The following is a 10323-nucleotide window of genomic DNA, read 5'->3' as shown; positions in this document are numbered from 1 at the left end:
TGCGGTACCGGGGCATGCGCGGCGCTGGTCGCGGCGGTGCTGACAAATCACTCCGAGCGGAGTGCGACGGTCGAGTTGCGCGGCGGCAATCTGGAGATCGAATGGCGCGCAGACGGCGCCGATGCGAATCACGTTTTCATGACCGGCAACGCGGTCGAGGTTTTCAGCGGCGCGGTCGAGCTGGGCGCCGACGAAATGGTCCCAGTGAAACAGTGAAATGAAAAAGGCGGGAGGGTTGGAACTATGTTCACAGGCGCACTGACTGCTCTCGTCACGCCGTTTCGCGACGGCGAGGTGGACGCGCCGGCGTTGCGCGACCTCATAGAATGGCAGATTCAGAGTGGGATCGACGGGCTCGTCCCGTGCGGCTCCACCGGAGAATCCGCCACGCTCACGCACGCCGAGCACGACAGTGTGATCAAGCTCACCATAGAGCAGACGCGAAAGCGTGTCCCGGTGATCGCGGGCACTGGATCGAACTCGACCGCCGAAGCGATTCGGCTGACTGCCGCGGCGCGCGAGATGGGCGCGGACGGCGCGCTGCTGCTATCGCCGTACTACAACAAGCCCACCCAGGATGGCATCTACCGGCATTACAAGACGATCGCGGCGAGCGTGGATATTCCGATGTTTGCGTACAACATCCCCGGCCGCACGGCGTCGAACGTCTTGCCCGAAACCGTGGCGCGGCTGGCTGAGATCAAGAACATCGTCGGTATCAAGGAAGCGTCGGGCTCGATGGACCAGTCGTCCGACATCCTGAAGATGTGCGGCAATCAGATAACGATTCTGTCCGGCGACGACGCTTTGACTCTGCCTCTGATCGCTCTGGGCGCGAAGGGCGTAATATCGACGTGTAGCAACATCGTCCCGCGCGAGATGCATGATCTTGCGGCCGCCGCACTCGGTGGCGATTTCGCGAAGGCGCGTGAGATCCATTTCCGATTATTGCCGGTGATGCGTGCGCTGTTTGTCGAGACGAATCCGATTCCGGTCAAGCAGGCGCTCGCGTTCATGGGCAAATGCGCCAACGAGTTGCGGATGCCGCTGGTGCCGATGACCGCGGGTCCCGCCGACAAGTTGCGCATTGCGATGAAGGAACTGCGCCTCGTCTGATCGAGCCTCGCTATGGCCGAGCCTTACTACAAGCAGCACTGGGTCGATATCGACTCGGACCGCCACAGCGCGTACGACAAGATCCTTGCGTTTCATCCTGCGATGGAACCGCTGCTCCGGCCGCTCGATCTCAAAGCTGGACTGCGCGTGCTCGATGTTGGCTCCGGACCCGGACACACCACCTTCGAGCTTGCACGGCGCGTGGCTCCCGGCGGCAAAGTGACCGGCGTGGACATCAACGCAGAATTCGTCGAGCGATCCGCGGCTCGCGCCCGCGATGCAAAACTGGCGGCGGAGTTCGTGCATAGTGCGTTTCCGCCGCTGCCGTTTCCGGACCGCTCATTCGATCGCGTGTGGTGCAAAAACGTTCTTGAATATGTCGATTCCGCAGCCGATACTATCGCCGAAATGGCGCGTGTGACGGCACCGGGCGGGGTGGTCGTCGCGGTCGATAGCGACTGGGACATGCTCGCGCTCGATATCGGCGCGGCGGCGCGCGAGCGTAGCGATCGAATCCTCGCAGCGTCGAAGACGATCGCGATCAGGGAGCCGCAGATCGGACGCCAGCTCTATCGCTTGTTCCGCGCGTCCGGGCTCGACGACGTTAAAGTCGAGATTCACGCCGGCGCTGACACCGCAGGACGCTCGCTGCCGATGCTGAAGGCAAGTTTCGCGCGGTACGCGCGCGACTCCGGCAAGGTCGCGGCGGCCGAGGTCGAGGGTTGGTTCGCCGACATCGATCGCGCCGTCGCTGGCGGATCGTTTCTGTTCGTATTGCCGCAATTCGTGGTACGAGGAATCAGGTGAGCAGGCAGGCCTCTAGTGTGAACGCAAATCTCTTTCGGGGGAAATACGAATGACTTTTGCATGGCTCGCATTTTTTGACGCACTATTGGCGATCGCGATGATCGCGGCGGGAATGGTCGGCGCGCACTTCCATCTGACCGCGCCATTCATGGGTTTTCAGCTATTTGCGCTCGGGTTTCTGCTGAGCATCCTGGGTTTCCTGGTCGGTCTGCTCGCCATTTTCCTGACGCGCAAGCCTCAAGCGCGCGCCGGTCGCAATCGGGCCTTGATGGCAACGGTCGTGTGCGCGGTGATCGCGCTGCCGTTGATCGTGACGGTGCTGCGCAGTTCCAAGTATCCGCCAATCAACGACATCACGACCGATTTCGACAATCCGCCCGAATTCGTGAACGCGCAGAAACTGCAGCATGAACCGAATCGCGACATGAAATACGACAAGGCGAAGTACGCCGACCGGCAGTTGAAGGGCTACGGTCCGATCGGTCCAATCAAGGAGCGCCTGTCACCGGCCGATGCTTTCGCGCGCGTCACCGAGGTCGCCAAGGCCTCTCCGACGTGGACGATTACCTATTCCGATCCGGCCACCAATACGCTCGAGGTGGTCGCGACCTCAAAGCTGTGGCATTTCAACGACGATGTCGTGATCCAGATTCGGCCGACGCCCGACGGCGCCAGCCTGATCGAGATGCGATCGAAATCGCGCGACGGGATCGGCGACTTCGGCGTCAACGCCCGGCGCATCAAGCGATTCTTCGATCGCGTCGCACTGTCGCGCAACGACAACGACCAGAACACCGGCGATCAGGAAGATCAGCCGTAAGCGCGTTCTGGGCTATTGCCTGAGCGCGCGGATCGTTCGCATCACGGCGGCGTTGCGATCTTCGTTGACCGGATTTGTGAACACGATCGCGGTGCCGATACCCGGCGCGCATAGCTCCTGCAGCCGCTCGCGAACGCGCGACTCTGAGCCGACCAGCAGAGTTGCGTCGATCAACTCATTGCTGACTGCCTTGATTGCCGCGTCGGCGTCGCGACCTGCCGCGCGAATCGCTGCGATTTCGCGCTCGAAGCCTGAATGGGCCATCATGTTGCCGTAGAACTTCAGTGCGCCGTAGCGTGACAGCAGCTTGCGTGCGGGACGGCGCGCGGCCTCGAGATCATCCGAAATGAATGCGGTCGCGAAAAGAGTCGCCTCGATCTGCTTGGGGTCGCGGCTGCCGATCTTTGCGCCTTCGGCCAGCTCGCCGAGCGCTTCCTTGACCCGAGCTGGCGGAAAGAAGTTGAAGATGACGCCGTCGCCGATTTCGCCGGCCAGCTTCACCATCGGGCGCGAGACGCCCGCCAGGTAAAGCGGCAACTTCGCACTGACGCGCGGCCCGGTTTTGCCGCCGTCGAGCGCGGCGCGGAGCGTCTTCACCGTTTCGCGCATCCGCGTCAGCGGAACTCCCATCTCGATTCCGAGCGCGGAGTTCCCCTCGCGGTGTCCAGTGCCGAGCCCGAGAATAAATCGTCCGCCGGTAAATTCCTGCACAGCAGCAGCTTCGTTGGCGAGCAAATTCGGATGGCGCAGATAGATGTTCGTGATCGCAGTGCCGAGCTTGATTCGCTTGGTGTGAAGCCCGAGCGCGAGTGAGCACGCCAGCGAGTCGTTGTTCGCCTCGGTCATGAACACGCCGGAAAAGCCCGCGTCCTCCGCCGCGCGCGACCATTCGATGAGCCGCGCGGGCGGGCTGTCAGGAAGTATGGTGCAAGCAAGCGCAATTTTGGCCATGATGAAAATTCCTTTCGTCTGACTGACGCGACACTTTCATCAAGCGGGAGTTTTCGTCAAGCGGCGTGCTGCCAGGCACTTGGTACGAGCCGCGCGGGCTGGACTTTTTTGGCGGTCGCATCGTACAGATGAGTCGGAATTTCCAACGATGCGACCGTTTTCACTTTTTAGTGGGTCACACCCTCAACCTGGAGGACGAGTGCGATGAAACGATTTGCTGTGGCATTGATCACGACGAGCATGCTGATGAGCGCGGCGAGTGTAGGGTTCGCTCTGTCAACGACCGGGATCGAAGAGGCATTCGTGGACGCCGTCGGCACTTGCGGTCCCTCGAGCAACGTGGCCGGCTCGCTCGGCAAGAGTGCAGATCCCGCGGTAAAGATCGCGCTTCGCAACGCGCTGATTATTGAAGCCGCCGACGACGCCGCATCAGTCGCGGGCTCCAGCAAAGCGCACAGCGACTGCATCAGGAAGGATCTCACGACGCGCGGAATGAGTAGCGACGAAATGAATGCGCTGCCGTATTGCGTCAAGAACGATTGGCCGAGTCCGTTCACCAGCCTCGGTGTTTGCGTGAAGAATCACAGTCAGCTCGAAGGCCTGCTCAACAAAAAATAGTTCGCGCAGATCGCTCGCGGCAAAGACCGGCGCGCTTCGTCGCGCAGCGCGCCGGCGCTTTGTAGTCTAGTCCAGGCCGTATCGCCGGCGCTTACGCCACAATGTCGCGACGTTGATTCCCAGCATCTCGGCGGCTTCTTCGAGCGTCATCGCCTGCTCGAGCACCACCTCGATGTGGCGGCGCTCCATCTGCTCGAGCGTGTGGCTGTGATCGAGTTTGTTGGGTGACGCGAGAATTTTGTCGGGCAAATCGCTCAGGTTGATCGTTTCGCCGCGGCTCAGGATCACTGCGCGCTCCATCACGTTGCGCAGCTCGCGGATATTGCCCGGCCACGAGTAGGATACGAGCGCTTCACGCGCCTCGGCCGCGATCGAATGGGCGTGCTTGTGATGCGTCTGCGCGGCTTGCGCGGCGAAGTGCTCGGCGAGCTTCAGGATTTCGCCCGGCCGGTCGCGCAGTGCCGGCACCTGCAGCTCGATCACGTTGAGGCGGTAGTAGAGATCCTCGCGGAAGCGCTTTTCCTTGACCAATTGATCGAGATGCTGATTGGTCGCGGCAATTATGCGCGCGTCCACTTTGATCGTCTGCGCGCCGCCGACGCGCTCGAACGTTCGCTCCTGCAGAAAACGCAGCAGCTTCGATTGAACGACCGGCGTCAGGTCGCCGATCTCGTCGAGCAGAACCGTTCCGCCCTCTGCCGCTTCGAGGCGCCCGGGCTTGTCCTTGATCGCGCCCGTGAACGAACCGCGCACGTGTCCGAAGAGTTCGCTCTCCAGCAGATGCTCGCTGAGCGTTGTGCACGCAACCTGCACGAACGGCCCATTCTTGCGCGGACTGAGGCGATGAATATACGACGCCAGCATGCTCTTGCCGGTGCCGCTTTCGCCGGTGATCAAGGCGGTCGCGTCGCTGTCAGCCACTTGCGTCGCGGTCTCCGCAAGTTTTCGCGAATGCGGACTGTAGGTGAGAAACGGCTCGGGCTCGGTGAGGCTCTCGATCCGATCGCGCAGCTCTTTGTTTTCGGAACGGAGTTCGTGCACCTCGAGCGCGCGTGCCACGACATGCACGATGTGGTTGGCAGTGAACGGCTTGGTGACGTAGTCGTAAGCGCCCTGGCGCATTGCCTCGACCGCGTCGGGTATCGAGCCGAACGCCGTCATCATCACTACCGGCATCGCGGGGTTAAGGCGCTTGATCGACTCGAGCAGCTTCAACCCTCCCATTCCCTCCATTCGGACGTCGGAGACGACTACCGCAGGGGCCGACGGGCCAAACAGTTCCAGTGCGTGTTCCGCGCTTTCCGCGACGGTCACTTGATGACTCGCGGACTCAAGGCTCGCTGCGAGTACGCGTCGGATATTGCGGTCGTCGTCGACGACAAGAATGTTAGCCAAGCGAATCCTCGATTAGCTGTTCAGGTTCCATTCTAATGCTCTATCGGCCAGCCGCATCAAGAGCCGCTCCGCCGCGTTCTATTGCAAGTTGCACGACCCTAATCGTCAAAGATATTGCGGTTAGCATTTCAAGTTTAACAAATCTTAGAGAGATCATGCGGAATCATTGCGGTCTGCATCTTGCACTTTGAACTGCCTGCATCGCCGACCTTTTCGGCGTTTGCCGGGGAGATTCATAGTTGGCTGCGACTCCAAAAGTTCTCGGCGCCGAGCGGCCACAACCGCAGGCGACCTTCGGCAAACAAACCAAAGCAATCGTAGTTACCACCGGGATGCTCGCCTTCATTTCCTTTTGGCGAGCCTCCGCGATCGTGTTGTGCGACCTCGCCTCGTCAGCCTACTACATCGGCGGCATCGTCGAGCAAGCCTGCGGCCGCTCCGCGCCGTACTTCATTCTCGCCGTGATGATGTTCTCGTACGCCGTGCGTGCGGTGTACGTGGAGTCGTGCTCGATGTTCACGCGCGGCGGCGTGTATCGCGTCGTCAAAGAAGCGATGGGCTCGACGCTGGCGAAGATCTCGGTGTCGGCGCTGATGTTCGACTATATCCTGACCGGGCCGATAAGTGGCGTCTCGGCCGGCCAGTACATGGTCGGTTTGATCAACGAGCTGCTCAAGCTGGCGCATTCGACAATTATACTGCCGCCGGATTTCACCGCCGCCTTCTTCGCGATTGCGGTGACCGTCTACTTCTGGCGCCAGAACATTTACGGCATCGAGGAGTCCAGCGGCAAGGCGATGCGAATCATGCAGATTACGACCGTGATGGCCGTGCTCATGATTGCATGGTGCGGGCTGACGATTTATACGCGCGGCGCGCATCTGCCGCCGTTCGAATTGAAGTTCACCAACGACTCGCTGGGCTGGCTCAAGCATTTTCCCGGCGCGCGTACCATCGGCACTTTAGGAATTTTGATCGCGTTCGGCCATTCGATCCTCGCGATGTCGGGCGAGGAATCTCTGGCCCAGGTCAATCGCGAGATCGAAGCGCCGAAGCTCAAGAATCTGCTGCGCGCCGGCATGGTCATTTTCATTTACAGCTTGCTGCTGACGTCGCTGGTGTCGTTCTTCGCGGTGATGATCATCCCGGACAGCGTCCGCATGTCCAACTACGGCGACGACTTGATCGGCGGGCTCGCGATGTTCATGGTCGGACCGCTGTGGGCGCGGCTCGCGCTGCGCGCGTTCGTCGTATTCGTCGGATTTCTGATTCTCGCCGGCGCGGTTAACACCGCGATCGTCGGTTCGACCGGCGTGCTCACCCGCGTGGCGGAAGATGGCGTACTGCTCGACTGGTTCCGCCACCCGCACAAAAAGTACGGCACCAACTATCGCATCGTGAACATGGTGGCGATACTTCAAATCGCCACTATCGTGCTCTCGCGCGGCGATATGTTCGTGCTCGGCGAGGCTTACGCATTCGGCGTCATCTGGAGCTTCGTTTTCAAAACGCTGTCGGTGCTGATCCTGCGCTACAAAGATAAGTACCATCGCTTGTGGCGCATGCCGCTGAACCTGACCTGGTTCCGCCCGGGCGGCAAAGACTTCCCGCTGGGTCTCGCGTTGACGTTTACGGTTCTGTTCGCAACCGCGGTCATCAACCTGTTCACCAAGCAGGTCGCGACGATCTCCGGGGTCAGTTTCACGCTCGCGCTGTTCGTGATTTTCGAGATCTCGGAAAAAATCAATGGCCAGGCGGCGCATGCTTACGGCGAGGAACCCGAGAAATTTAACTTGCAGCTGATCGAGGAAAGCCAGGTCGATTCGATCGGTCTCGGCCTGTTCGCCTCGCATAAGAAACTGATCGCTATCCGCGACCCCAACAATCTCGCACATCTTCATCGCTACCTTTCCGAGCGCGATGACGCCGAGTTGATCGCGCTGACCGTGCGCACCGAGAAGGGGCTCGCGTCCAGCGACGGCGGTCAAATTTTCAGCGACGCCGAAGGCAAACTGTTCAGCAAGGTCGTCAAAGTTTGCGAGGATCACGGCCGCGCCGTCACCCCGCTGGTGGTGGTCTCGAACGACCAGGTCTATGCGATCGCGCGCATGGCGTTCCTGCTCAGCGTCGACGAAGTCGTGATGGGCGCGTCGGAACGCTTCAACCCCGACATCCAGCTCGAGAACTTCGCGATGCACTGGGGCTCGCTCGGCGATTCGGAAGAGCATCACGTAAACGTGCGCGTGCTCTCCGACCAGCAGGACATCAGAGCCGAAATCTGAGTCACGATTCTTTCTGCGAGCAACCCGAGTGAGCGGAAGGGCTCCGCTCTGAACGTGTACGCCTTGGGTGGCGATGCGACACCAGCTATGATCGCTTTTCTGGATTAAAGCGATGATCGCAATCGTCGATTACAAGGCCGGCAATCTCACCAGCGTTCAGCGCGCGCTGGAATTTCTGGGCCACAAATCCGAAATCACCGATCGCGCCGAGCGCATCGTTGCCGCCGACCGCGTGATCCTGCCGGGTGTCGGAGCGGCCGGCGCTACCATGGAAAATCTGCGCGCGCTCGGACTCGTCGAAGTTCTGCGCAACGACATCGCTCGCGCCGGCAAACCGTTCCTCGGCATCTGCATCGGGATCCAGGTCCTGTTCGATCGCAGCGAAGAGGACAGTGCCGAATGCCTCGGAATCATCGCAGGCCGCGTCGCGCGCTATCCGCGCTCGATCGACGGACGTCCGCTGAAGGTCCCGCAAATCGGATGGAACCGCGTCCGCCAGACGCAGCCGCATCGGGTCTTCGCCGGCGTGCCCGACAACACCCACTTTTATTTCGTCAATTCCTACTACCCGGTTACCGACGATCCTTCGATCGTGATTGGCGCGTGCGACTACGGCGTCCCGTTCACTGCGGCAGTCGCGCGCGACAATGTGATCGCGACTCAGTTCCATCTCGAAAAGAGCGGCGCGGCCGGCCTCAAGCTGCTCGACAACTTCTGCCGTTTGGATTTCTGACGATGCTCGCGAAGCGAATCATCCCATGCCTCGACGTCCGCGACGGCAAAGTAACCAAGGGCGTGCAATTCCTCGAAAACATCGATGTCGGCGATCCGGTCGCGATGGCGCGCTACTACTATAAGGAAGGCGCTGACGAGATCGTTTTTTACGACATCACCGCGTCCAACGAGCGCCGCAGCATCATGCTTGATGTGGTTCGCGCGGTGGCGCGCGAAATTTTCATTCCGTTCAGCGTCGGCGGTGGGCTGCGCACCGTCGACGACATGCGCGCCGTTCTGCTCGCGGGCGCCGAGAAAGTTTCAATCGACTCCGGTGCGGTACGAAATCCCGCGATTATCTCGGAGGGCGCGCGCGCGTTCGGCAGCCAATGCATCGTGCTCTCGATGCAAGTGAAAAAAACCGGCGCCCGTCCCGAAGTACCGACCGGTTACGAAGTCGTGATCGACGGCGGACGCCAGCCCACCGGCCGCGACGCACTGGCATGGTCGCTCGAGGGCGAGCGGCTCGGCGCCGGCGAGTTGTGCATCAACTCGATCGATCGCGACGGCACCAAGCTCGGCTACGATCTCGAAATCACCCGCCGCATCAGCGAAGCCGTTTCGATACCGGTGATCGCATCCGGCGGCGCGGGCGAGCCCGCGCATCTGCGCGACGCGTTCACCAGCGGCATGGCCGACGCCGCGATCGTCGCATCTATTGTTCACTATCGAGAGCATCCGATACCCGCGCTGAAATCGTATCTCAAAGGCAACGGGGTCGAGATTCGCGACGCCGTCACAATCGACTTGGTGAGCGCCCGATGAAAATCGCTTTCGTAGTGTCGGAATTCAACTCCGAGGTCACCACGCCGATGGAACAGCGGGCGCGCAGCCATGCCGAGTCGCTCGGCGTCGAAGTCACGCGCGTGGTCCGCGTCCCCGGGGTGTACGACATGGCGCCGGTCGTGAAAGCGCTCCTGCAGCGCAAGGAAATCGACGGCGTCGTGATGATCGGTGCGGTCATCAAGGGCGAGACCAATCACGACGAGGTGATCGCGCATGCGATCGCCCGCGCCGGTATCGAGCTTGCGCTCGAGTTCGACAAGCCCGTCGGCCTCTCAATCATCGGGCCCGCGATGACCGATGAGCAGGCCGTTGCGCGCATCGAGAACGCGAAGAACGGCGTCAACGCAGTCGTCAGTGTGGCTCGCGCACTCAAAGAAATTCGCAGCTAGCTCGCCGGACGCTCAACAGGTGTTGAGAAACCGCGCCGCGCCTCGTTGAGAGCATGCGCCGGACTGCCTATACTCTTCGACGTTGGTGGTGAAGATGACGGCAGAGGCGGGCGGTGTGGGGGAGACTTTCTCAACGCGTACGGCTGCGAGAATTCTCGCGGTCACGCCTGAGCGTATCCGCTACTGGGTCAAGCGCAACCTCGTGCGTCCGCTGAATCTTGGCGGCCGCAATTATCGTTTCGCGTTCAACGATCTGCTCGAGATGCGCATGGCCAAGGAACTCCTCGGCACCCGCCAGCATATAGATCCGATCCAGCGAACTCTCGAGCGGGTGCGCACGCTGGTCGATCCCGATCGCTCTGTCACCTCGCTGAAACTCGTCAAC

Annotated in this window: 11 protein-coding genes and 1 pseudogene; 10 read left to right on the top strand and 2 right to left on the bottom strand. The window is 61.0% G+C overall.

Annotated elements, in window-relative coordinates; genetic code table 11:
* From VIW95_RS15270 to VIW95_RS15255, 4 genes and pseudogenes are all read left to right on the top strand, one after another.
* Window positions 1–216 (top strand): annotated as a pseudogene (locus VIW95_RS15270) (hypothetical protein); the annotation flags it as partial.
* Window positions 217–243: 27 nt separating this feature from the next.
* The gene (gene dapA, locus VIW95_RS15265; RefSeq protein WP_331588064.1) at window positions 244–1116 is read left to right on the top strand and encodes a 4-hydroxy-tetrahydrodipicolinate synthase; all 873 of its coding nucleotides are present in this window, start codon (window positions 244–246) and stop codon (window positions 1114–1116) included.
* 12 nt (window positions 1117–1128) lie between these two features.
* Window positions 1129–1923: a methyltransferase domain-containing protein gene (locus VIW95_RS15260; protein WP_331588062.1), complete on the top strand. Its 795-nt coding sequence runs from the start codon at window positions 1129–1131 to the stop codon at window positions 1921–1923.
* A gap of 49 nt (window positions 1924–1972) precedes the next feature.
* Complete coding sequence (locus VIW95_RS15255) at window positions 1973–2743, top strand: DUF1499 domain-containing protein (protein WP_331588060.1); 771 nt, start codon at window positions 1973–1975, stop codon at window positions 2741–2743.
* A gap of 12 nt (window positions 2744–2755) precedes the next feature.
* Here VIW95_RS15255 and VIW95_RS15250 read toward each other — a convergent pair whose 3' ends face one another.
* Window positions 2756–3694 carry an LLM class flavin-dependent oxidoreductase gene (locus VIW95_RS15250; protein WP_331588058.1) on the bottom strand — a complete coding sequence of 313 codons (939 nt, stop codon included), beginning with the start codon at window positions 3692–3694 and terminating at the stop codon, window positions 2756–2758.
* Between the two features lie 204 nt (window positions 3695–3898).
* Here VIW95_RS15250 and VIW95_RS15245 point away from each other — a divergent pair, with 204 nt between their 5' ends.
* The gene (locus VIW95_RS15245; RefSeq protein ID WP_331588055.1) at window positions 3899–4312 is read left to right on the top strand and encodes a hypothetical protein; all 414 of its coding nucleotides are present in this window, start codon (window positions 3899–3901) and stop codon (window positions 4310–4312) included.
* Window positions 4313–4378: 66 nt separating this feature from the next.
* Here the strand turns inward: VIW95_RS15245 and VIW95_RS15240 are convergent, their stop codons facing one another.
* Window positions 4379–5707, bottom strand: coding sequence for a sigma-54 dependent transcriptional regulator (locus VIW95_RS15240; RefSeq protein WP_331588053.1), 1329 nt, complete (start codon window positions 5705–5707; stop codon window positions 4379–4381).
* A gap of 239 nt (window positions 5708–5946) precedes the next feature.
* On the opposite strand from VIW95_RS15240, the gene VIW95_RS15235 reads away from it, so the two are divergent.
* The 5 genes from VIW95_RS15235 to VIW95_RS15215 form a co-directional block, all read left to right on the top strand.
* Window positions 5947–7989 carry an APC family permease gene (locus tag VIW95_RS15235; RefSeq protein WP_331588052.1) on the top strand — a complete coding sequence of 681 codons (2043 nt, stop codon included), beginning with the start codon at window positions 5947–5949 and terminating at the stop codon, window positions 7987–7989.
* 112 nt (window positions 7990–8101) lie between these two features.
* Entirely contained in the window at window positions 8102–8722 is a 621-nt protein-coding gene (hisH, locus tag VIW95_RS15230; protein WP_331588049.1) for an imidazole glycerol phosphate synthase subunit HisH, read from the top strand.
* Window positions 8723–8724: 2 nt separating this feature from the next.
* Window positions 8725–9528, top strand: coding sequence for an imidazole glycerol phosphate synthase subunit HisF (gene hisF, locus VIW95_RS15225; protein WP_331588047.1), 804 nt, complete (start codon window positions 8725–8727; stop codon window positions 9526–9528).
* Window positions 9525–9938: a 6,7-dimethyl-8-ribityllumazine synthase gene (gene ribH, locus VIW95_RS15220; protein WP_331588045.1), complete on the top strand. Its 414-nt coding sequence runs from the start codon at window positions 9525–9527 to the stop codon at window positions 9936–9938. The genes hisF and ribH overlap by 4 nt, the downstream gene beginning before the upstream one ends.
* Window positions 9939–10032: 94 nt before the next feature.
* The coding region (locus VIW95_RS15215) for a MerR family transcriptional regulator (protein WP_331588043.1) at window positions 10033–10323 on the top strand (291 nt) is incomplete at its 3' end.

Source organism: Binatus sp. (SeqCode), from assembly GCF_036522015.1.
Taxonomy (GTDB): Bacteria; Desulfobacterota; Binatia; order Binatales; family Binataceae; genus Binatus.
This window is presented reverse-complemented; position numbering and strand designations above follow the sequence as displayed.

Bases quoted from the DNA above. Each gene is read 5' to 3' on its own strand.
- dapA (WP_331588064.1), top strand. From the start codon at position 244: ATGTTCACAGGCGCACTGACTGCTCTCGTCACGCCGTTTCGCGACGGC.
- VIW95_RS15260 (WP_331588062.1), top strand. From the start codon at position 1,129: ATGGCCGAGCCTTACTACAAGCAGCACTGGGTCGATATCGACTCGGAC.
- VIW95_RS15255 (WP_331588060.1), top strand. From the start codon at position 1,973: ATGACTTTTGCATGGCTCGCATTTTTTGACGCACTATTGGCGATCGCG.
- VIW95_RS15250 (WP_331588058.1), bottom strand. From the start codon at position 3,694: ATGGCCAAAATTGCGCTTGCTTGCACCATACTTCCTGACAGCCCGCCC.
- VIW95_RS15245 (WP_331588055.1), top strand. From the start codon at position 3,899: ATGAAACGATTTGCTGTGGCATTGATCACGACGAGCATGCTGATGAGC.
- hisH (WP_331588049.1), top strand. From the start codon at position 8,102: ATGATCGCAATCGTCGATTACAAGGCCGGCAATCTCACCAGCGTTCAG.
- hisF (WP_331588047.1), top strand. From the start codon at position 8,725: ATGCTCGCGAAGCGAATCATCCCATGCCTCGACGTCCGCGACGGCAAA.
- ribH (WP_331588045.1), top strand. From the start codon at position 9,525: ATGAAAATCGCTTTCGTAGTGTCGGAATTCAACTCCGAGGTCACCACG.